Genomic DNA, 20,959 nt, shown 5'->3' on the forward strand with positions numbered 1-20,959 from the left:
TCCTGTGGTTGGGTGGTGCGCCGTCGAGATGGGCAACCGTTTGTCGCTTCGTTATGGTTGAACGCGCAAAGAGCCACCTTTTCACGAGGGGGCTCGCTGCGCCTTCCCCGGTCACGTTTCCAACATCGCCTGATAGACCGCAACGTGGCGGCGAGCAATCGCGGCTTGCGTAAACTCGGCCAGCACACGCGCCCTGCCGCGCCGGGCAAGCTCGGCACGCAGTTCAGGCTGGTCGATCAAGCGGCTGAGCGCCGCGCGCAATGCGGCCACATCGCCTTCCGGGAAGACCAGACCGGCTTCACCGATCACCTGCGGAATTTCGCCGCAGGTCGAGCCGATCACCGGCACACCGCAGCTCATCGCCTCGATCAGCACTCGCCCAAACTGCTCTTTCCAATTGGGTTGGGTGCGCGACGGCAAGACGAGCACATCCAGCTCGCGCATCGCTGCCGGCACTGCCGTGCTGCTCACCGCCGGCAAGACCTCGACCCGCGCGCTGAGTCTCAGTTCTGCCGCCAGTTGCAACAGGCGCGGACGCTCGACCCCGTCGCCGATCAGCCGCAGCCGCGCATGGGCCGGCAAGCCGGCCAGCGCCGCCACCAGATCGGCTACCCCCTTTTCCGGCACCAGCCGGCCTACGTAGCCGATCATGAAGGTGTCGCGCTGGCGAGGCCCATCCGCCGGCGCAAACAGCTCAGGATCGACGCCAAACTGGGGAATGACGCTGATCGGGCCGCGGTAGCCGTGACGGCGGATGATCGCCGCCGCTTCCTGATTGCCGGCGATGGCATGCGCGGCGTGGCGCAGGTTGTAGCGCTCGAACCAACTGAACGGCGGCGGGTAGCGGCGGTCGATGTTGGCCCAGTTGTAGAAGCAGCAGCGCGCGCCTACTGCCAGCCCTTCTCGCATAGCCAGAAAGGTGGCGAGATTGAAGCTCTCTTCGTCAATGTGGAACACCTGCGGGTGCAGGCGCCGGATGAGCGGGCGCAGACCGCGGTAGAAGTGAATGTGGTGATGGCCATTCCAAACCATCGGCAAGGTCAAGAGGGTATACCCGGCGGTAAAGCGCCGTTCGAGCGGGATCATCCCCACCCGCGGCTCGCGCCATCCCGGCGGCGCGATCACCGTCAACTCCACCCCCAACCGCGCGATCTCCTCCAGCTTGCGCTGGTACGCGCCGGCGACCACGGCCTTTGAGAGCATGACAACGCGCATAGGGCGGCGAGTTCTACCTTACGCTTCATCGAACGGGTGCAGAAACCGCTGCACTTCCAGCCGGTAGCCATCCGGATCGCGGGCAAAGAAGTGGTAAATGCGGTAGCGCGGATTCTCGCGCGGCGGGCCGTCGGTAGCAATGCCGGCAGCGACCAGCCGCTGGTAGACCGCATCAACATCAGCGGTCACGACGGTCAAAATCAGACGATCGTCGGCGATGGGTGGCGCGGCTTGCTGGCACAGGCCGAGGTAGCCGCCGCGCGCCACCCGGTAGATATGAATGCCGCCTTGATCAAGCACGAGCGGCAAGCCGAGCGCAGCCCCATAACAGGCCGCGCTCGCTTGCAGATTGGCGACCGGCACAAAGGTGATCGCGGCGGCGTAGGGTTGCTCATCCATACCGCTGGGCAAACTCCCGCATAAAGCTCGCTAGCGTCGCTGCCGACTCAGGCGAGACCGCATTGTAAAGGGAGGCGCGGATGCCGCCAACCGAGCGGTGCCCGGCCAAGCCAACCATCCCGGCGGCCTGCGCTTCGCTCAAGAACCGCTTTTCGAGTTCGGCAGAGGGTAAGCGGAAGGTGACATTCATCAGCGAGCGCGCCTCCGGCGCTGCGTGGCCGGCATAAAAGCCATTGCTGGAGTCAATTGCCTCGTACACCATCGCCGCCTTGCGCGCGTTGCGCTCGGCCATCGCCACGAGACCACCCTGCTCCTTGATCCATTCCAGCACCAGATTGACCATATACACCGCAAATACCGGCGGCGTGTTGTAGAGCGAGTTGTTCTTGGCGAAGGTGGCGTAGCGCATAATCACCGGCAGATCCTTGCGCCCGCGCTCGATCAGGTCTTGCCGGATGACCACCACCGTCACACCGGCGGGGCCGAGATTCTTCTGCGCACCGGCGTACATTAAGGCAAAGCGCTCAGCCGGGAAGGGGCGCGCGAGGAAGTCGCTGCTCATATCGGCCACCAGCGGGGCTGAGCCAAGTTCGGGCAATTCAGCCGGCCACTGCACTCCCTGAATCGTCTCGTTGGTGGTGATGTGCAGGTACGCCGCTTGCGGGTCAGGCGTTAATGCTTCTGCGTCGGGCAAGCTGCGGTAGCCATCGGCGGCGGTGCTTGCCAGCAGGCGGGTGTTGCCGAGCCGCTGCGCCTCTTCATAAGCCTTTTCGCCCCACGATCCGGTGACGATATACTCAGCCACGCCACCGGCGGGCAACAAGTTGAGCGGGATGAGCGCAAACTGCATTGATGCGCCACCCTGCATAAAGAGCACGCGGTAATCGTCGCCTAACCCTAACAGCGCCTTGAGATGAGCCTCGGCAGTGGCGTTGATCGCCTCGTACTCCTTGCTGCGATGGCTCATTTCCAAAATCGACATCCCCGTGCCGTGGTAATCGGCCAGTTCCGCTTGCGCGCGCGCAATCACCGCGGGCGGCAACGCCGCCGGGCCGGGATTGAAGTTGTGAATCATCAGTCGCCCCCTTTACCCTTGCGAGCAGGCTTGTCGTGGATCATAGTATACTCGAAATGGTAACGGGTCTTGGTACGTTCGCACTTTCTCTTGGTTGGCCGCAGGAGGCACGGCAGAACGCCTCCCTCCCCCAACGGGGGAGGGTTGGGGTGGGGGCAACCGATGCCCAAGCATCATTCTTTCAGTGAGGCAAAAGATGTGGTTTACCGCAGAGAACGCGGAGGGGGTTATCTTCCGCCGGAGGCTATGAACTTCCTTCCCTCAGCGGTTTGAGGGTCGGACGGAACGTTTGATTGAGTACAACTGTCGATCGCTGTGCGATACCGTAAAGTTCCGTGCTACGCTCATCATCACCCCTCCCCCAGCGGGGGAGGGGCAAGGGGTGGGGGCATCAGCCCGCGCAGCGGGCTTCGTAACCCTAGCCCGGCCCTTGAGGGCCGGGTTCCAGACCGATGTTCTGTCCGCCCTTGATCCCCAGCGGGGGAGGGTTGGGGTGGGGGTAAGGGATCACCGTACGAATCAACAACAACCATCTGAACTTTTTCGTGCCTTTTGTGTCACTTCGTGGCTATTCCCTCTCCCACTAGGGGAGGGGTAATCGTATCAGCATGGCTATCGCATATCGTGACTAGAAGGAAGACGCTATGCACATTCTCGTCATCGGCGGCGGGGTGGCCGGTTTAGTCTGCGCTCGCACCCTGCACCGCGCCGGCTATCAAGTAACGCTGATCGAAGCAAGCGATGGGCTAGGGGGGCGGGTGCGTTCGGATCGAGTAGACGGTTTTGTGCTTGATCGCGGCTTTCAGGTGCTCTTTACCGCTTACCCGGCAGCGCAGCGCCAACTCAACATGGCAGCGCTTGACCTGCGCGCCTTCGATCCCGGTGCGATCGTGGCGTGGCGCGGGCGGCGCGAGGTGTTGACTGACCCATTGCGCGACCGCGATCCGGCTTCGCTGATTGGCGCCGCCCTAACCGGCATTGCCTCGCCGGCTGACAAGCTACGCACACTCCAACTCGCGATTCGCATGCGCCAACAAACCATCGACGACATCCTTGCCGGCCCCGACCGCACCACCCTCGCCGAACTCAAGGCACTCGGTTTTAGCGACCAGATGATCAACCGCTTTTTCCGCCCCTTCTTCGGCGGCATCTTCCTCAACCGTTCGCTACAAACCAGCGCCAAGTGCTTCCGCTTCAACTTCAAAATGATGAGCGATGGCCAGACGGTGGCGCCAAATTGCGGCATGGGCGCAATCGCCGAACAGCTCAGCGCCGAGTTGGTGGCCGCCGGCAAGGTGCGGCTCAATACTCGCGCCACGGCCTTGATCAGCAGTGACGGCAAGGTACGCGGCGTGCAGTTGGCCGATGGCAGTGAACTGTTCGCCGATGCCGTGGTGTTGGCGACGCCGGCCCCCGAAACGGCCCGCCTGAGCGGGTTGCCGGTACCGGAAGGCAGCCTCGGTTCATCGTGCGTCTGGCTCGCCGTCCGCCATCCGCTCTACCGCGGCAAAAAGCTGCTGCTCAACGCCGACGAGAACGCCTTTGTCAACACGCTGGCCCCAATGAGCGCGGTCGCGCCGGGGTATGCGCCCGCCGGCTGGCATCTATACGCTGCGGCCATTCTTGGCGTACCCGACCTTGACGACAGCACCATCGTTGCCCGCACGATGGTCGATCTGCATCGCATCTTCGTCAACGAGACAGCAGCGACGACGGCGCTGGCTAATGCCCGCATCTTGCGAGTCGATCGCATCCCCTTCGCCCAATTCCCGCAACCTCCCGGCCTCCATCCCAACCTGCCCGACAACCGCACTGGCCGGCCCGGTCTGTATCTGGCCGGTGAATTGACCGAAGCCAGCAGCATTAACGCGGCTATGCTAAGCGGCGAACGCTGCGCTGAGGCGATTCGGGCCGATCTTCCCCGGTGACGAATCGGCCTGAACCATCTATAATGCATCTAACCGTAGATACGGTCAGCGAGGTCGCTGGGAAGGAGCGAGGGATATGATCAATTTCGGCGGCAAGAAAAACGAGGGGGATACGAACGAGGGCATCAGCCAAGCGATGCGCTCGATGAGCGATCAGATTGGGCGGCAGGCGCAAGAGATCAAGCGGCTGCAAGAGGAACTCGAGTCGGCGCAACAAGATGCCGCTGCCGCCGAAAAGGCGCGCAAGGCGTTAGCCGCCGCCGAGGCGCGCATGGCGCAGATGGAGGCTGAGCTGAAGCAGTTGAAAGAGCAACTAGCAGCGGCTACCACTGCTGGCGCTGCGGCGGCGGCCGGCGGCAAAAGCGCGGGTGCTCCGGCAGAGAGCGGCAGCATCGCGAGCGCCATTTCCAGCGCTCTCGGCAGTGGCGGCGCAGTCAAGATCGGCCCTAGCACGCCGGCTCCTGCTGCGGCTGCGCCAGCAGCCGGCGGCTTGCAGATAGGTGGCGTGGCCTACGTGCAAAAGGCCGGCGGCAAGAACTTGCGTCTGCGTAATGCTCCCGGCCTTGACTCAACCGTGCTTGATGGGTTGCCCCCCGGCACGCAGTTGACTTTGCTGGCCGGCCCGCAAGAGAAAGACGGCTATCCGTGGTGGCGCATCCGCACCGCCGATGGCCGTGAGGGGTGGGTAGCCGGCACCGAATTGGTGACTACGCCGGAACATTGATCGTAATGCCGATCAACGCCGGGCCGTATGGTCAGGCGTTGATCAGGTGATTGGCGTCGCACGACCGTGGGTGGCGCCGCACAATTATGGGTAGAGCCGCACAGCCGTGCGGCTCTACGGTTGGTTATTCGTACCGTAATGCCTCGATTGGCGGCAACAACGCTGCCCGGCGGGCCGGGTAATATCCGAACCCGATCCCGATCGCCGACGCAAACCCCAACGCCAGCGCAATCCCGATCCACGAAATGCCGGTGTTGATCCCGCTGGCAGCGCTGATCAGCCACACGATGCCGATCGCGCCGATCACGCCGATCAAGCTACCGACCAGACTGAGCGCCACCGCTTCCATCACAAACTGGCCGAGCACATCACCATCGCTGGCCCCCAGCGCCTTGCGCACGCCGATCTCGCGGGTGCGTTCGGTCACTGCTACCAGCATAATGTTCATAATCCCAATCCCGCCGACGACCAGACTAATGCCGGCGACCACCGCAATAAACCCGGTGATGGCGGTGCTAATCCCGGCCAGCACATTCAGCGCCTGCGTCGGCGTTTGCAGGTTGAAGTCATTGATCACACCCTCCGGCACATTGCGCGCCGCGCGCAGGGTGCTCTCGATCAAGGCCACCGCCTCATCAAGCTGCTGCTCGCTCTGCAAGCCGAGCAAAACGCTGCTCATGCGCAGACCCCGTCCCGGCAGATCGAGATCACCGATCAGGCGCAAGCGCATCGTGCTGACCGGAGTAAAGATGCGGCCATCGGTCGAGAAGGGGCCGCCGTTTTCGTTAATGATGCCGACAATCTCAATCGGCTGGCCATTGACCTCAATCGTCTGCCCAATCACATTGCGCAGCGCGGCTTTGTCAGCGCCGAACAGATCGCGCGCCACCAGCCATCCCAACACGCCGACCCGCGCGCCTTCCGCTTCATCTTCCGGGGTGAGGAAGCGGCCATATAACATCGGTGTGCGCTGCACTTGCGGGTAATCGGCGCTGGTACCGACCAGCAGCGTCTGCAAGGCGACCGCGCCGGCGCGAGCCTGCGTGCTGACCGTGATCTCCGGCGCGATGGCGCGGAACAGATCAGGCCGGTTGGCGACCATCGTCTCGAGCACCTGATAATCTTGCACCGAGAGCAAGCCGTAGCCGGGCACGTCACGCGCACCCTTCGCCCGCGGATCACCCGGCGTCACCGCGATCCGGCGGGTGCCGAGATCGACAAACTGCTCGAAGACTTGGCCTTGCAGCGCATTGCCGAGCGAGAGCACCGCGACCAGTGTGCCGGCGCCGATGATCACACCAAGCATGGTGAGCAGTGAGCGAAATTTATTGGCGCGCAGGCTATCAAAGGCCATGGCGATCAATTCGGTGAACATAGGTTCCCTCTGTCTATCGATACGTTGCAACGGTTCGCGGTTACGGTGTGGGCGTTTCGCCGTTCGGACGGCGCATCACGGGCACCGGCACCGGCTCAAGGCCGCGGGTGCGCTCAACCTCTTCCAACACCTCGACGCCGTAGTACTCGCTGAGAATGTTGTCAACCAGCCGCCCGTCGCGCAGGCCGATCACCCGATCCATGTGGCGGCCAATTTCAGGATCGTGGGTAACGATGATGATCGTGCGCCCCTGATCGCGGTTCAATTGGCGGAACAGAGCCAAGATCTCGGCGCCGGTGCGCGTATCAAGCGCGCCGGTCGGTTCATCGGCCAGAATGATCGCCGGGTCATGCACTAGCGCGCGGGCAATCGCGACCCGCTGCTTCTGCCCACCCGACAGCGTATTGGGCAGGCTGTCGAGCTTGTGGCCCAAACCGACCGCTTCCAGTGCGGCCCGTGCGCGCGCGGCTCGCTCGCGGGCGCCGATCCGCCCGTACACCAGCGGCAATTCAACATTCTGCTGCGCGGTGAGGCGCGGCAACAGGTTGAAGTTTTGGAACACGAACCCCAACTTGCGATTGCGGATGCGCGCTTGCTCGTGCCGGGTCAAGCATGAGGCATCGATCCCGTCGAGGATGTATTGGCCAGCGGTCGGGCTGTCGAGCAACCCGATCAACGTCATCAGCGTGCTCTTGCCGCTGCCCGATGGCCCCATAATCGCAACCATCTCGCCTTCGGCAATCGTCAAGCTAATGTCGTCAAGAGCGAGGAACTCGCCATCACCGGTCGGGAAGGTCTTGCGAATGTTCCGTAATTCAACGATCGGGCGGCTCACATATTCGGTCGTCACAGAAGTCTCCCTTCTGAATAGTGTTTGCTGGATGCCGGGGTTGTGACGAGGTTTCGCGCTCGCGTCACAACCCATCTCGTTTCGTGCGGGTCAACTGCGCGGCCATCGTCACTAGCGCACGACAACCTGCTCGCCTTCGGCCAGACCGCTCTGAATCTCGACCATACCGTTAGCGCGCAAGCCTACCAACACCGAGCGTTCCGTCAGCTTGCGCTGGCCATTCTCATCCGTCGTCACCACTTCAACCAGCGTCTTCGCGCCCATGTTGCGTACTGCTGTAGCCGGGATTTGCAACACATTACTGCGAGTTGCGGCAATAATCGCGGCGCTGGTGGTCATACCGGGGCGCACCGGTTGGCCGGCGGGGTCGAAAGCCACCGTGACGCGATAGGCGGTGACGGCGCTGGTACCGGCGGGCAGTGGTTCGATATTCACCACCTGCCCGGTGAAGGGTGGCGCATTGAGGGCGTCAACCTTAATCTCAACAGGCTGACCAATTGCGACACGGGCAATATCCACTTCGTCAACCGTTACCTTCACAAGGTAGCGGCTCACGTCGATCAACACGATTGGCGTTTGGCCGCTAATCGCCTCGCCGGGAGCGACATTGATTGCGGCCACTGTACCAGCGAACGGCGCGCGCAGGGTGGCTTCATCAAGCCGGATACGGGCGGCTTCGAGCTGGGCCTGCGCTTGGGCGAGGCGCGCTTCGGCGCGGGCAATATCGCTGGCGCGCGGATCGGCGGTGAGTTGGGCCAAGCGCGCTTGGGCCGCTTCAAACTGGGCCTGCTGAACCGCAATCGCATTCTGGCGGGAGGCGCCAGTCAAGCGCGCCAGTTCAGCTTCGGCGCGGGCCAGTTGGGCGCGGGCCGCCGCGACTGCATCGGCAGCCGGCCCAGCCAGCAGCGCATCGAGATCGGCCTGCGCGCTAGCAACCCGCGCTTCGGCAGCAGCCAACCCGCTGATCTCATTCTGCACGGCGGTCTGGTACGCGATCTGAGCCTGCGCCAACGCCGCTTCCGCATCGGCTAAAGCCAGCTTCGCCCGCTCGAAGGCGCGCTCGAAATCGCGCTGCTCGGTCTCGTTGAGCGAACGGCCAGTGCGCGGATCGGTACCCTTGGCTTTGACGTGCTCCCAATTCCAATAGGCATCGCTATAGGCGCTCTGCGCGTTGCGCACCACATTGGCCTGCGCCTCAACCCGGGCCAGCGCATCCGACTTCGCCGCCGACAACAGCTCGCGCTGGCGATCAAGTTCAGCTTGGGCCTGCGTGAGCGCCGTCTCGGCCCGCACCCGCTGCTCGCTCGCCGGGCCTTCCAGCAGCTTCTGCAAGCGCGCTCGCGCCTCTGCCACCGCCGCCTGCGCCGCCGCCACATCGGCCGGCGTCACGCTGGCCTGCGTCTGGGCCAACCCAGCCTGCGCCGCCGCCACCAACGCCGCAGCCTCGGCCCGCTGTTCGGGAGTGGCCCGCTCGCGCAGGGCTTGCACATCGGCTTGGGCCAGCGCCACCGCCGCCTCGGCAGCCGCCACATCGGCGCGCAGCTGGCGATCGTCCAGCCGGAGCAACGGATCACCGGCGGCCACCGTTTGGCCAACCGTCACCAACACCTCTTGCACCCGGCCGGGCAGGGTCAAACTGAGCTCAGCCGTCTGATTCGGCTCAACTGAACCGGTCGCATTGACGGTCAAGCGCAAATCGCCGCGGGTGACGGGGGCAAGCGTCACGCCGGCCAGCGGATCAACGGTAGAGGTTGAAACAAAACGAACGACCACGGTTGCGATCACCGCGATCAACAAACCGGCAGCGATCAACACTGGCAACGAAAGGCGGGGAAATCTGATCCGAGGACGCGACTGCGGTAAGGTACTCATAAATTATGCCATCCCTGTTGAAGACTTGGGCGCGGCCTGCGTGCCGGCGCCGTGCAGAAACAGATCAACCAAAAGGGCCGGTGAAACGGCGCCAGTCCAACGCAGCATCGGGTGGGCCGGCGTCAATTCGTGAAAGGTCTCGCACAGACTAAGAAAGAGCATCGCCAGCATCGCTGGGGCCAAATCAGCGCGCACCAAGCCAGCAGCGCTCGCCTCGTGCATCACCGCTGTCAACGGCGCAAACAAGTGCTGGTAGAACGCGGCGCTCAGACGAGCGCGGGCCGATTCGCCGAGATGCTCCATCATCTCGTGGCGCATCATGCGCATATCACCCTCGTAGCCGGTAATCAGCAGCGTCGCCATCGCCTGCAACCGCTCGACCAACGGCCGGTCAGCAGCGGCGATCTCGGCTAACGGCTGGCGCATCGTCTCGAGCACGCGCAAACCCATTTGCACAAAGAGATCTTCTTTGTCGCCGAAGTAGTAATAGAGGGTCGGCTTCGTCACACCAGCGGCCTGAATAATGTCGTTAATCGAAACCGCCCGGTAGCCGCGCTGCATAAAGAGTTGGGCTGCCATATCAAGAATGCGCAGCGCCGTCGGACTGTCACTGATGCGCGGATCGAGCGCAAGGTTGAGTTCTGCCATTTCACAAGACCAATCTCATTAATTCTTACCGACCGGTAAGTAATATACCACGAATGCAAAACCTTTGTCAATAGCTTGAACATATTTTGTCAAACACAGGGGTACGTTGCCCGGGAAGGCCGTCCGGCTGCCGCAGTCCATCCCAAATCAGACAATGGACAGGGATAAAATAAACCCCGCTCCCTCGGGCAGAGAACAGACAGAACCCATGAGCGCAGATGTAGTTGATGGCTTTGGGATGCGTTGTTTTACCCTCACCCCCAGTCTCTCTCCCACTGGCGTTCAAGGGCGGGCAGAACGTATGAACGTAGATGTGGTTGATGGCTTTGCGATGAGTCGTTTCACCCTCACCCCCAGCCCCTCTCCCATTAGCGCGGGAGAGGGGAGCGGAGAGCTAAGTGTTGAGGCATTGCACCGCGATCAACGGTTGTCCGCCCTCGAACATGCAGAGAGCGCGGAAGCGAACGACACACCCGGCTAGCCGAACGTAGCGTGATAGAGCGTGCGGCAGCTAAGCTGCCGCAGTCTTCACCAGCAAGAGGAAACGCAAAAACCCCGCTCCCGGCAGTGGGGAGCGGGGCAAGGGGTGAGGTGGCTACAGATTAATACATTGCACGCGAATCGCCGCGCATCCGGTTAAAGCACGAGCTGCAGTAGACCGGCTTGGTACCGCGGGGCACGAACGGAACGGTTGTCTCTTGGCCGCAACTAGCGCACGTCACCCGATAATTCACCCGCTCGCGGGCAACCGGCGCCGCGTGGCTGGCACGGCCCCGTTCGGGAGCTTCACTCACCTGCGACTTGCGCGCCTTGCGGCACGACGGGCAACGCACCGGCTCGTTGGTAAAGCCTTTGGCAGCGTAAAACTGCTGCTCTCCCGCTGTAAACACGAAATCCATCCCGCAATCCCGACAGGTCAGGGTCTTGTCTGCGAAGCTCATGGCTCGCTACTCCTCTAGCAGAACAACGAAGGGTTTAGGTGGCCGGTGCGTGGGGCTGCGTTGCGTCCGAACTCGACCGAGGGAATGCTCAGCGGGGGAGCGCTCGCACGTACCAGATCCGAACCATCTTTGAATATTGATTATACCAAATTTTTACCGTTGTGCAAAACCGTGTGCGCACCAAGCGGTTTGTACAAACAATCCAATCGTTTCCACATCAATATTGGAAATCCTATCTATTGGCAGGCTAGAAGAGGCCTGTTATCATACCAACGTCAATGATTGCACAAGTTGGTGAACGCCACGAGGCGATGATTGCAAGGGGGTGAGCGCGCGGTGCGCGGACATCATCTGCGGCGTTGCAGTATGAACCGCGTGCGCATGGACGAGGGACGCTGTTCAGGGGATCATCATTAATTGCTGCGCATTGTTCCATGTTCACAAGTTCATAGCAACGGCATTGCGCCGCTTGCAATCGCGATGGAGCTCGTTTGGCCTGCGATGAGGCAGAGGCAGATGGTTTGTGCATTTTATCTAAACGCATGGGTTACGTTCATCCATGCGCTGCATGCAATCGCTAAAACATTCGGTTAAGGAGCTGCTCTCATGAAGCTTGCATGGCGCACAAAGATCGGTCTCGGTCTCGGATTTGGCCTTGGCCTCTGGTTGGTCGGCAGCGGGCGCGCCTTCGCCCAAGAAGGCCCCACCACGGCGGAACTGGCCGTCGCAATGAATACCTTCTTCTTGCTCGTTGCCGCGGCGCTGGTCTTCTTTATGCAGGCCGGCTTTGCGATGTTGACCGCCGGCCTCACCCGCTCGAAGAACACGACGAACATTTTGTTCAAAAACCTGATGGACTTCGTGATGTGCTCGATCACCTTCTGGGCGGTCGGTTGGGGCATCGCCTACGGCACCTCGGCGGGCGGCTTTATCGGTACCGATCAGTTCTTCCTCTCGCATGTCACAGCCGAGGGTGAGGTACCGGTGCTGGCGAGCTGGTTCTTCCAAGTGGTCTTCGCCGGTACGGCGGCCACAATTGTCGCTGGCGCGATGGCCGAGCGCACGAAGTTCACGGCTTACTTGGTCTACAGCTTCATTATCTCGCTCTTCATCTATCCGGTTGTTGTTCACTGGGTCTGGAGCGGTGCGGGCTGGCTGAACACCTACAGCGGCAGCACCGAGGGCAACTGGGGCTTCACCGACTTTGCCGGCAGCACGGTGGTGCATAGCGTCGGCGGCTGGGCCTCGCTGGTGGGTGCGATGATCCTTGGCCCCCGCCTTGGCCGCTTCGGCCCCGATGGCAAGCCGCGCGCGATCCCCGGTCACAACATGTCGCTGGCTGCGCTGGGCACCTTCATCCTCTGGCTGGGCTGGTTCGGCTTCAACCCCGGTTCGCAGTTGGCGATTGCGTCGCAGGGTGATGCCGATGCGGTGGCGATGGTGGCGGTGACGACCAATTTGGCGGCGGCGGCTGGTGCGTTGGGTGCGCTCTTCACCGCGTGGCTGCGCTACGGCAAGCCTGATCTGGGCCAGACCCTCAACGGCGTGCTGGGTGGCTTGGTGGCGATTACCGCTGGCTGCGCCTACGTCGATCCGCTCTCGTCCATTATCATCGGTTTCATCGCCGGCCCGGTCGTGGTCTTCTCGGCGGAACTGCTCGAGAAGCTGAAGATCGATGACCCGGTTGGGGCTGTGCCGGTTCACTTGGTCAATGGCATCTGGGGCACGCTGGCGGTTGGTCTCTTCGCCTCGATCCCCGGCAACACCGGCACCACTGGTCTGTTCTACGGCGGTGGCTTGACCCTGCTCATCTCGCAGTTCGTCGGCGTGGTGGCGATTGGGTTCTGGACGGTGGCGACGGCGGCGCTGATGTTCTTCGCTATCAAGGCGACGATCGGTCTGCGCGTGAGCAAGGAAGAGGAAGAGGCTGGTCTCGATATCGGCGAGCACGGGATGGTGGCGTACCCCGATCTGGCTGGGACGCCGGCGGGCAGCAGCGTGAGCGGCGCGCTGGCCAAGTAACACAAAATTTCCCCTCCTCCTTGCGCCCCCACCGCTGCGTGATGCAGCGGTGGGGTGTTTTTGGCGCAGAGGTTTTTTACCGCAGAGGGCGCAGAGAGCGCAGGTTTTTTACCGCAGAGGGCGCAGAGAGCGCAGGTTTTTTACCGCAGAGGGTGCAGAGAGCGCAGGTTTTTTACCGCAGAGGGTGCAGAGAGCGCAGGGGGAATGGGGATCATCCTCGATGCGCTCGGCGGTAAACACCATGTGACCCTCACCCCCAACCCCTCTCCCGCTGGCGCGGGCGAGGGGCGCTACAGCCTTCCGCTCCACGATGCCTGTCCCGCCTATTACGCGGCTCCCCTGCTCATGCCGTACGGTGGAAGCAGGGGCCGGAGGATGAGGGCTAACGCAACGGCACCGAGGGTTTTTACCGCAGAGGATGCAGAGGTTTTGGAAAGGGATGATCCTCCCAGCTCTCCCCGCTGGTGGCGCGCACTGACCGGCCCCTCTGTCATTGCTTCGCCTCGCGACGGGCAGAGCCGCGCTCTGCACCTACCGGTCGGCTCGTACTGACAATGGGTGTGAATCCACCCCTGACCGGCTATGCCGCCGCATCTTCCGCCACCGTAAACCAAAACCGGTTGTGAAACCGGCGCAGCTCTTTGAGGACGAGCCGCCCCAACAGCGCGATCAAGACCGCGTTGCCAAAAGCGCGCACGGCATCCCACGCCAGCGAGGTCACGGCGTAGAAAATAGCGTACTGGCGCAGCGTCGCCACCAAGCCGCTGCCCGGCATCCAGCCGAGTTCGCCGGGAGGCGCAAACGGCCAGAACCAGAGGTTCATAAGCGCGCCAAACAGAAATCCCCACAGGTAGCCGAAGCCAGCCAGCAAGCCAATTTCTCCCCACCCTCCCGGTCGCAGACGCCGGCTCAGCGGCGCGAGCAGACCGGCACTCATCCCCATCCAACCAGTGACAAACATCTGAAACGGCAACCACGGCCCGACCCCGCCGGTGAGTAGGGCCGACACCAGCAGCGCCAGCGCGCCGAGCAGAAAGCCGAAGCGCGCGCCGTACACATAGCCGGCGAGGATGATGAGGAAGAAGAAAGTCGGCGAATCCGCCGGCCCTGCCGGCAAACGCAGCACCGCCACCACCCCGGTCAGCACGCCCAAGACGGCAAGAATGCGGGTATTGAGCCTCCCGGCGCTCAGCTCGGCAATCAGGAGCGCCAATAATGCCGGCCCCAGCAGCGCGAAGAAGATCGGCGCAGTAGCGGCATGCGCTTGGCCAAACCCGGTTTCGGCCCGCCCCATGGCAAAGGGGTAGAGAAACGCGATCGCGCCGAGCAGGCAGATCAGCGCCAGCGCAAGATCGCCGGCGCGCGCTGCCCATAGGTTGTGGTGAGTCGATCGTGCGGTCATAGCCGGTATCATACCACGACCCGGCTTATCAAGAAACGTTTGATTGAATACCAAAATTAACCAGAAATCTATTGACAATCGCCATCCTAGCTGGTAATATTTCAATCAGATTGGCAATTATCACCAAGTAAATGGTGAATTTAGGAGGTGTGACGATGATGCGCGATCTCTACCATCACGAAGCGCTGATGCCGCGCACAATCAATGAGCGGATCGCCGAGGCCGCCCAAGCCCGGCTACACCCGCGCCCGCGCTTCGCCCGCCGCCCGGCGCGCTGGCTCGGCTGGCTCTTGATCCGGATCGGCCAGCGCCTGTTGCGCTACGCCGTCGATCGCCGCACCAGCCGCATTACCTATGCCCAAAAAGCGTTTGAGTGATTGAGACAGCTCGTGATCACCGTCCAAAACATCGCTCTTCTGACTCGCCCGCGCTAAAGCATCCGGCCCTCGCCCAATGAGGTGCAAGGAAGGACAGAACGTATGAGCACAGATACAGGTTATGGCGGTGCGATGAACCTTCACCCTCATCCCCAGCCCCGCTCCCACTGGTGCGGGTTCAAGGGCGGCCAGAACGTATGAGCGCAGATACGGTTGATGGTCTTGAGATACGCCGGTTCACCCTCACCCCCGGCCCCTCTCCCGTGTTACGGGAGAGGGGAGCGCAGCGCCGAGCGGTGAGGCATCGCCCAGCGATTTCTGTCCTCCCCTCACGCCAAAGCGGGGAGGCAGCCATCCAGTAACATTCGCATGACACTTAAGGAGACTCCTATGCACCCGCTTCTCACCCGTGATCCCATTACTGGCGGCGAATTAATCGTGACCCGGCTCGAGTCGCCGAGCAGCGGGATCGTGATCGAAGGCCGTTTCAGCCTCGGCTGGATTGGCCGGCTCTCGCCTGAACAATTGGCGTTCGTGGAGCTGCTGGTCAAGAATCGCGGCAATATCCAGCGCCTCGCCGCCGAACTCGACATTGCCTACAACACCGCCCGCGCCCGTCTCGACGAGATCGTCGCTCTGCTCGGCGGCCCGCCCGAACACGAACCGCGCGTCGATCGCCGCCAGATTCTCGACCGCCTCGCTGCCCGCGAGATTTCGGTCGAAGAGGCGCTGCGCTTGCTGAAGGGAGTTGGCGATGAACAGCGCAAATGAAGAACGCCACCGAATTTTGCAGATGGTCGAACGGGGCCAGCTTTCGGCTGCCGAAGCCGCCCGTCTGCTCGATGCCCTGAGCGCCGACCCGCGCCCGCTCGAACGCAGCCATGCCCGCTTGGTGCGGGTGCGCGTGACCGATCTGGCCTCGCAACGTCTCAAAGCCTCGGTGGCGATCCCGGTCAGCCTGATCAACGTCGGTCTGCGGCTTGGCGCGCGGCTGGCGCCCCAACTGAGCGGCAGCGCCCTCGAAGAGCTGATCCGCAGCGTTGAGCGGGGCACCACCGGTCTGCTGCTCGAATGGCAAGATTTGGAAGAGGGTGAACGGATCGAAATTGTAGTCGAATAGCGAGCTAGTGCATAGCTCAGGAGTACAACGATGAAAGAACGGATTCCGGTCGAGGGGCCAATCACGATCACACTCCAACCGGTCGAGGGTGATCTCACAATTCGCGGCTGGGATGAGCCAGCGATCGAATGGCAGGCGGATGAGCCGGTGGCAGTACAGACCGGCGAAACGGGGTTGGTCATTGGCCCATGCGATAGTGATATGCAGTTGGCCGTGCCCGCCGCCGCTGAAGTACGCATTTCGGTATGTGATGGCGATGCGCGCGTGATGAACCTGCGCCGGGTGAAGGTGGATCGGCTGAGCGGCGACTTGACGTTGCGCCAGATTACCGAGCATGCCGCCATTGGCTATCTGGCCGGCGATGTCACCGCGACCGCGGTGGCCGAATTGGCGGCGGCGGCTGATATTCATGGCGATGTCACGCTGGCCGATGTGCCGGTGGCCCAGCTTGCCAGTGTGGCTGGTGATGTCACGGCGCGCAATGTGCTAAGCATGGCGGTGCAGCGCCTCGCTGGCGATATAACTGCCAGCGGACTCAGCGAGCAATTGGTGGCCGGCACGATCACCGGCGATGTCGAGATCGCCGCCACCGGCGCCGCCCATTTGCGGATCGAGCGGGTGAACGGCGATCTGACCGTGAGCGGGCAGGCGCGCGCGTTGCATTGCCTCTCGGTAAGCGGTGATATCGATACCGAGGAGGCGCAGATCGATCAATTGCGGATCGAGACGGTCGCTGGCGATGTTGAGATGGGCAAGCTGGCCGGCGGTCAGATCGGCACTATCGGCGGCGACTGCAAGCTGGCCGGCGTGACCGGTGATCTGGCGATTGGCAATGTCGGCGGTGACTGCACGATTAAGCAGGCCGGCGGCAACCTGAGTATCAATGCAGTGGGTGGCGATCTGTCGTTGCGCGCCAATCTGAACGCCGGCAGCGTTATCCGGGCCCAAGTGGGTGGTGATGCCACGATCCATCTCCCTGAAACGCCTGATCTGACGCTGACGGCAGTGGTAGGTGGCGAAATGAGCGGGGCTGGCGCACAGCCATCGTTCCCCGGCCAAGAGGTCGAACTGCGCTACGGCAATGGCGCGGCGAGCCTGCGCCTCGTGGTGGGAGGCGATTTGGTCATCAAAGGCCCCGCCCAACCGGGGTCGTTCAGCAGCATCGGCGCGCAACTGGGGCAAGAGTTGGGTGAACTGGGCCGCGAGCTGGGCCGCGAATTGAGCGAACTGGGCCGCGAGCTAGCCGCCGAATTGCGCAGCGCGCTATCGGGCCGCGACCCCGACGCCGCCGAGCGCGCGCGCGCCGCTGCCGACCGTTTCGCCGAGCGGGCGCGCCAATTGAAGGAAGAGGCCGGCCCCGAACGGGTACGGGTGCGGATCAACCAGCGTGAGTGGCGGCTCGACCCCGACCGGATCGAGCGGATCAAAGAGCAGGCCCGGCAAGCGGCGGCGGCTGGCCTGAGCGGCGCACTCGAAGCGGTTGAACGCGCGCTTAGCCGTATCCAACCGCCATCGCCCCCCGCGCCACCAGCACCACCCGCACCGCCGGCGCCACCCGCGCCGCCGGTAGCGCCGGCCCCGCCGCACCACCATGCGCCGCCACCACCGCCACCACACCATGCGCCGGCCCCGCCGCACCACCATGCGCCGCCACCGCCACCACCGCCGGCAACCGGCCAAACCATCCAACTGCGCCCGGCGCCGGCCCCACTCAGCGAGGCGGAACGCGAACAGCAACGGGCCTCGATCTTGCAGATGGTCGCTGAAGGGCGCATCACCGCCGCCGAAGGCGATCTGTTGCTGGCTGCGCTGGATGATTAAGGTGCAACGGGTGATGTACTGCAGAGAGCGCGGAGGACGCGCATCATTTCCCCTGCGTCCTCGGCGGTACACCATCCATTGCGGCTGTATGTTGGCCCACTCCCGCCGCGCGGCGGAGAGGAAATAGCCACAACAAGACGCAAAAGGCGCAAAATAGAGCTAATGAGAGAGCTGCGTGGCGTTGGCCCGCCTCCTCCCGCTCCACGCTAGAGGGATGGCCCCCACCCCCTGACCCCCTCCCCCGCTGGGGGAGGGGGCGTGAGAGGGAATAGCCACAACAAGACGCAAAAGTCACCAAGATATCTTATTGGAGCGCTGCGGGGCATTCAGCAACGTCAGAGATGGAGCGCAATACCGCAGCGCCCTCTCCCCTAGCGTGGGAGAGAGGTTGGGGGTGAGGGTCATCGCCACAACCAGACTCACAAACACCACGGCAGCATAGTGGGGTACACTAGTGTATAGACAGTGAAGGGGATTTGTAAACCATGTAGATGAGAAGTATGATATTGCGCTACTTGCTGCGTCGTGTCCTCTTGCTAGGGGTAACGGTTCTTATCAGTTCACTCATCATCTTTTTGATTTGCCGGCTCTTACCCGGCGACGTTGCGCGCGTGCTGCTGGGCCGCGAAGCCGGTGAAGCGGCGCTCGCCGCACTGCGCGCCGAACTCGGCCTCGATCGCCCGTTGCCCATCCAATACCTCGATTGGCTGCGCGGTTTCGTGACCGGTGATTGGGGCATCTCGTACAGCACGCGCCAACCCATTCGCCCCCTCGTCCTTGAACGGCTCGGCAATTCGCTGCTGCTGGCCGGCGCGACACTCGCGCTGGCCTTGCCGCTCGGCATCGGCCTCGGCGTGTGGGCGGGATGGCGGGCCGGCAAACCGGACGACACCGTCATCAACGTTAGCCTCCTCTCAGTCACTGGCTTGCCCGAATTCGTTACCGGCTTGTTGCTGATCGACCTCTTCGCCTTTCGGTTACGCTGGCTGCCGGCCAACTCCTCAATCCGGCCCGACGCTACCCTGCTTGAGATCGCACCCCAATTAGCCTTGCCGGCCATCACCGCTACGCTCGTATTGCTCGCCTACATCGCGCGCCTCACCCGCACCGGCGTGATCACCGAACTCAGCCAAGAGTATGTCCGCACCGCTACCCTCAAAGGATTATCACCACTCGCCATTCTCCGCCGGCATGTCTTGCGCAACGCACTATCACCCGCCATCACGGTCATCGCCATCAGTCTCGGCTGGCTGATCAGCGGGTTGATTGTGGTCGAGAACGTCTACAACTATCCGGGCATTGGCCGGCTGCTAACCTTCGCCATTGACCGGCGCGATCTGCTCTTGCTGCAAGCGGTTGCGATGATGACCGTCATCATCTTTGCCCTCGCCAATCTCGCCGCCGATTTGATCTATGCGCTGCTCGATCCGCGCATCCGGCTCGGCGACGACCGCGAACCGGCCTGAAACTAGCCTTGCGATACGGTACCCCGCAAACAGCAGCGACAGCCGGCTAGGCTGTCGCTCAGGCAACATCATCTCACCGCTAACCGTTGGCGCCCGTTTCAGACCTGAAACTGGTCAAGCAGCGCGACCACCTGCTGGCGATACTGCGGCCAAACCCGCCGCCCGATCAATCCTTCAATCACATATTCCAAGCAATTCCGGCTACTAAATGAAGCTTCTATGCCATCGGAAGGGCGTACAACATGGCCGCTCCAACGCTTGCCGCCATCAAAGATAATATAGAGAATTTGATTTGCCACTACCAAACGATACTCCACAGGATTTTCGCTTTCACGTTGATATGTGATCGCCGTATTTCCGGCTGGCGGGTGATAGATGTGATCCAAACAGAAGAACATCGTAATTCCTCCTCGCTCAACAGACGCCAAAAACACCTGAACTTCCGCGAGCGCTGACATACTTCAGGTGTTAAGCGTGGCGCCGGAGGTCAGCTCGACGCATCTCTACCGTACCATGATTTATCGTACAACCCTACAACCTATGGGTGGATCGGCGGGTGGATTGGTGGTGGATAGCCGTCGCTGCACCGGTTGAAGGGAGCGTGGTATAATGCGCCGCGACAGAGAGGAGAGGCGGATTGAAGTACCAACTGGCGCTCCAACCGGTTGCAGGCGCGTGGCATAGCGAGCAGGTCACGCTGACGATACAGGGTGAATACATTATCGACGTCGAATACCGGCCAATGATCGGTGACGGCGCGTATGCTCGCCGGCTCACGCAGGGCGGGATTGAGAGCGCTATGCGCGCGGCTGCGCAGACCTGTCCCTATTGCAGCGTTGCGCACACCTTAGCGTTAAGTTTGGCCATTGAGGCGCTGAGCGACGTGACCCCGCCGCTGCGGGCGCAAGCCATCCGCGCCGTCTTGGCGGAACTGGAACGAGCTTCATCGCATATCAATACGTTGGCCGCGCTAGCCACCGCCTTGGGCTTACGTGATGCCGCGCGACTGAGCCGGCTCGAAACCCGGATCCGCTCGATCTTGCTCAACCTATGCGGTCGCTATGAAGCCGCGGTGATTCGACCGGGTGGATTAGCAGCAGAGCCGGATGAGGCCGCCTTAGCCAGCGCCGAACAAGCGGTCAACGACCTGTTGCCAGCGATGATCGCGATGGCCGAGCAGACGATCCCGCGCCGAACGCTCTTTGCGCGGATGGTTGATATTGGCGTCTTGAACACTGCCGCCGCCAAACAGTTTGGACTAGCCGGCCCCTTAGCGCGCGCCAGCGGCATCCCCACCGATTTGCGCACCGATGCGCCATACGCTGGGTATACCGTCCTTGCCCCGGCGCTCGTAGTGGAAGAGGGCGGGGATGTGTATGCCCGGGCGGTCGTCTTATTGTTGGAAGCAATTGAAGCGTTGCGCTTAGCAGCGCGTTGGTTGCACAATCTCCCGATTGGCGTTACGCAAGAGCCGATCCAGTTGCAGGCAGGTGAAGCAACCGCCACAGTCGAAGCGCCGCGCGGCCCCCTGCGGTATACTGTGCGCAGCGATGGCCAACGCCTCACCGAGGTGCAGATCGGGATTGCGCCGCAGCTTGATCGCTTGCTGGCGCGTTCACTCCTGCAACAAGCCGCGGTTGACGATGCGCTCTTGATCGCCATCTCAACCGATCCATGCACGGCATGCTGGCAGACAGCGACCTCTATCATTGGTCGCGAATAAC

At 62.4% G+C, this 20,959-nt stretch carries 19 protein-coding genes; 9 read left to right on the forward strand and 10 right to left on the reverse strand.

The window, feature by feature from the left end; translation table 11 throughout:
• Positions 1-111: 111 nt before the first annotated feature.
• The 3 genes from A6A03_RS04480 to serC are packed head-to-tail and all read right to left on the reverse strand — an operon-like array spanning position 112 to position 2,689.
• Complete coding sequence (locus A6A03_RS04480) at positions 112-1,215, reverse strand: glycosyltransferase family 4 protein (protein ID WP_066783992.1); 1,104 nt, start codon at positions 1,213-1,215, stop codon at positions 112-114.
• An 18-nt stretch (positions 1,216-1,233) separates the two neighbouring features.
• Complete coding sequence (locus A6A03_RS04485; RefSeq protein WP_066783994.1) at positions 1,234-1,614, reverse strand: VOC family protein; 381 nt, start codon at positions 1,612-1,614, stop codon at positions 1,234-1,236.
• Positions 1,607-2,689 carry a 3-phosphoserine/phosphohydroxythreonine transaminase gene (gene serC / locus A6A03_RS04490; protein ID WP_066783996.1) on the reverse strand — a complete coding sequence of 361 codons (1,083 nt, stop codon included), beginning with the start codon at positions 2,687-2,689 and terminating at the stop codon, positions 1,607-1,609. Before serC ends, A6A03_RS04485 begins: the two co-directional genes overlap by 8 nt.
• A gap of 644 nt (positions 2,690-3,333) precedes the next feature.
• On the opposite strand from serC, the gene A6A03_RS04495 reads away from it, so the two are divergent.
• Positions 3,334-4,617, forward strand: coding sequence for an NAD(P)/FAD-dependent oxidoreductase (locus A6A03_RS04495; protein ID WP_066783998.1), 1,284 nt, complete (start codon positions 3,334-3,336; stop codon positions 4,615-4,617).
• 76 nt (positions 4,618-4,693) lie between these two features.
• On the forward strand, positions 4,694-5,341 hold the full coding sequence (locus A6A03_RS04500; RefSeq protein WP_066784000.1) for an SH3 domain-containing protein: 648 nt from the start codon (positions 4,694-4,696) through the stop codon (positions 5,339-5,341).
• Positions 5,342-5,465: 124 nt separating this feature from the next.
• On the opposite strand, the gene A6A03_RS04505 is transcribed toward A6A03_RS04500, so the two are convergent.
• From A6A03_RS04505 to A6A03_RS04525, 5 genes are all read right to left on the reverse strand, one after another.
• On the reverse strand, positions 5,466-6,716 hold the full coding sequence (locus tag A6A03_RS04505) for an ABC transporter permease (protein ID WP_066784002.1): 1,251 nt from the start codon (positions 6,714-6,716) through the stop codon (positions 5,466-5,468).
• Between the two features lie 40 nt (positions 6,717-6,756).
• Positions 6,757-7,566: an ABC transporter ATP-binding protein gene (locus tag A6A03_RS04510; RefSeq protein WP_066784005.1), complete on the reverse strand. Its 810-nt coding sequence runs from the start codon at positions 7,564-7,566 to the stop codon at positions 6,757-6,759.
• Between the two features lie 111 nt (positions 7,567-7,677).
• Positions 7,678-9,438 (reverse strand): efflux RND transporter periplasmic adaptor subunit, encoded by a 1,761-nt coding sequence (locus A6A03_RS04515; protein ID WP_066784008.1) that lies wholly within the window; start codon positions 9,436-9,438, stop codon positions 7,678-7,680.
• A gap of 3 nt (positions 9,439-9,441) precedes the next feature.
• Positions 9,442-10,086, reverse strand: a complete 645-nt coding sequence (locus tag A6A03_RS04520) for a TetR/AcrR family transcriptional regulator (RefSeq protein WP_066784011.1) — start codon at positions 10,084-10,086, stop codon at positions 9,442-9,444.
• 602 nt (positions 10,087-10,688) lie between these two features.
• On the reverse strand, positions 10,689-11,027 hold the full coding sequence (locus A6A03_RS04525; RefSeq protein WP_066784013.1) for a zinc-ribbon domain containing protein: 339 nt from the start codon (positions 11,025-11,027) through the stop codon (positions 10,689-10,691).
• Between the two features lie 606 nt (positions 11,028-11,633).
• Here A6A03_RS04525 and A6A03_RS04530 point away from each other — a divergent pair.
• A complete protein-coding gene (locus tag A6A03_RS04530) occupies positions 11,634-13,049 on the forward strand; it encodes an ammonium transporter (RefSeq protein ID WP_066784020.1) in 1,416 nt (471 codons plus the stop codon).
• Between the two features lie 580 nt (positions 13,050-13,629).
• On the opposite strand, the gene A6A03_RS04540 is transcribed toward A6A03_RS04530, so the two are convergent.
• Positions 13,630-14,451: an ECF transporter S component gene (locus A6A03_RS04540; RefSeq protein WP_066784025.1), complete on the reverse strand. Its 822-nt coding sequence runs from the start codon at positions 14,449-14,451 to the stop codon at positions 13,630-13,632.
• A gap of 155 nt (positions 14,452-14,606) precedes the next feature.
• On the opposite strand from A6A03_RS04540, the gene A6A03_RS04545 reads away from it, so the two are divergent.
• From A6A03_RS04545 to A6A03_RS04565, 5 genes are all read left to right on the forward strand, one after another.
• The gene (locus A6A03_RS04545; protein WP_066784028.1) at positions 14,607-14,828 is read left to right on the forward strand and encodes a hypothetical protein; all 222 of its coding nucleotides are present in this window, start codon (positions 14,607-14,609) and stop codon (positions 14,826-14,828) included.
• 390 nt (positions 14,829-15,218) lie between these two features.
• Positions 15,219-15,599, forward strand: a complete 381-nt coding sequence (locus tag A6A03_RS04550; RefSeq protein ID WP_066784031.1) for a DUF2089 domain-containing protein — start codon at positions 15,219-15,221, stop codon at positions 15,597-15,599.
• A complete protein-coding gene (locus A6A03_RS04555) occupies positions 15,583-15,948 on the forward strand; it encodes an SHOCT-like domain-containing protein (RefSeq protein ID WP_066784033.1) in 366 nt (121 codons plus the stop codon). Before A6A03_RS04550 ends, A6A03_RS04555 begins: the two co-directional genes overlap by 17 nt.
• A 30-nt stretch (positions 15,949-15,978) precedes the next feature.
• Entirely contained in the window at positions 15,979-17,769 is a 1,791-nt protein-coding gene (locus A6A03_RS04560) for a DUF4097 family beta strand repeat-containing protein (RefSeq protein WP_066784035.1), read from the forward strand.
• Between the two features lie 500 nt (positions 17,770-18,269).
• A complete protein-coding gene (locus tag A6A03_RS04565) occupies positions 18,270-19,235 on the forward strand; it encodes an ABC transporter permease (protein WP_245668833.1) in 966 nt (321 codons plus the stop codon).
• 98 nt (positions 19,236-19,333) lie between these two features.
• Here the strand turns inward: A6A03_RS04565 and A6A03_RS04570 are convergent, their stop codons facing one another.
• Positions 19,334-19,633 (reverse strand): hypothetical protein, encoded by a 300-nt coding sequence (locus A6A03_RS04570; RefSeq protein WP_066784038.1) that lies wholly within the window; start codon positions 19,631-19,633, stop codon positions 19,334-19,336.
• A 239-nt stretch (positions 19,634-19,872) separates the two neighbouring features.
• Between A6A03_RS04570 and A6A03_RS04575 the strand changes: the two genes are divergently transcribed.
• Positions 19,873-20,958, forward strand: a complete 1,086-nt coding sequence (locus tag A6A03_RS04575) for an NADH-quinone oxidoreductase subunit D-related protein (protein ID WP_066784040.1) — start codon at positions 19,873-19,875, stop codon at positions 20,956-20,958.
• Position 20,959: the final 1 nt, after the last annotated feature.

This window comes from Chloroflexus islandicus, from assembly GCF_001650695.1.
Taxonomy (GTDB): Bacteria; Chloroflexota; Chloroflexia; order Chloroflexales; family Chloroflexaceae; genus Chloroflexus; species Chloroflexus islandicus.

What these genes read in the sequence shown, in the direction of transcription:
- A6A03_RS04505 (WP_066784002.1), bottom strand. Translation starts at nt 6,716, where the DNA reads ATGTTCACCGAATTGATCGCCATGGCCTTTGATAGCCTGCGCGCCAAT.
- A6A03_RS04495 (WP_066783998.1), top strand. Translation starts at nt 3,334, where the DNA reads ATGCACATTCTCGTCATCGGCGGCGGGGTGGCCGGTTTAGTCTGCGCT.
- A6A03_RS04525 (WP_066784013.1), bottom strand. Translation starts at nt 11,027, where the DNA reads ATGAGCTTCGCAGACAAGACCCTGACCTGTCGGGATTGCGGGATGGAT.
- serC (WP_066783996.1), bottom strand. Translation starts at nt 2,689, where the DNA reads ATGATTCACAACTTCAATCCCGGCCCGGCGGCGTTGCCGCCCGCGGTG.
- A6A03_RS04500 (WP_066784000.1), top strand. Translation starts at nt 4,694, where the DNA reads ATGATCAATTTCGGCGGCAAGAAAAACGAGGGGGATACGAACGAGGGC.
- A6A03_RS04530 (WP_066784020.1), top strand. Translation starts at nt 11,634, where the DNA reads ATGAAGCTTGCATGGCGCACAAAGATCGGTCTCGGTCTCGGATTTGGC.
- A6A03_RS04570 (WP_066784038.1), bottom strand. Translation starts at nt 19,633, where the DNA reads ATGTTCTTCTGTTTGGATCACATCTATCACCCGCCAGCCGGAAATACG.
- A6A03_RS04565 (WP_245668833.1), top strand. Translation starts at nt 18,270, where the DNA reads ATGATATTGCGCTACTTGCTGCGTCGTGTCCTCTTGCTAGGGGTAACG.
- A6A03_RS04555 (WP_066784033.1), top strand. Translation starts at nt 15,583, where the DNA reads ATGAACAGCGCAAATGAAGAACGCCACCGAATTTTGCAGATGGTCGAA.
- A6A03_RS04560 (WP_066784035.1), top strand. Translation starts at nt 15,979, where the DNA reads ATGAAAGAACGGATTCCGGTCGAGGGGCCAATCACGATCACACTCCAA.
- A6A03_RS04485 (WP_066783994.1), bottom strand. Translation starts at nt 1,614, where the DNA reads ATGGATGAGCAACCCTACGCCGCCGCGATCACCTTTGTGCCGGTCGCC.
- A6A03_RS04540 (WP_066784025.1), bottom strand. Translation starts at nt 14,451, where the DNA reads ATGACCGCACGATCGACTCACCACAACCTATGGGCAGCGCGCGCCGGC.
- A6A03_RS04520 (WP_066784011.1), bottom strand. Translation starts at nt 10,086, where the DNA reads ATGGCAGAACTCAACCTTGCGCTCGATCCGCGCATCAGTGACAGTCCG.
- A6A03_RS04515 (WP_066784008.1), bottom strand. Translation starts at nt 9,438, where the DNA reads ATGAGTACCTTACCGCAGTCGCGTCCTCGGATCAGATTTCCCCGCCTT.
- A6A03_RS04480 (WP_066783992.1), bottom strand. Translation starts at nt 1,215, where the DNA reads ATGCGCGTTGTCATGCTCTCAAAGGCCGTGGTCGCCGGCGCGTACCAG.
- A6A03_RS04550 (WP_066784031.1), top strand. Translation starts at nt 15,219, where the DNA reads ATGCACCCGCTTCTCACCCGTGATCCCATTACTGGCGGCGAATTAATC.
- A6A03_RS04545 (WP_066784028.1), top strand. Translation starts at nt 14,607, where the DNA reads ATGATGCGCGATCTCTACCATCACGAAGCGCTGATGCCGCGCACAATC.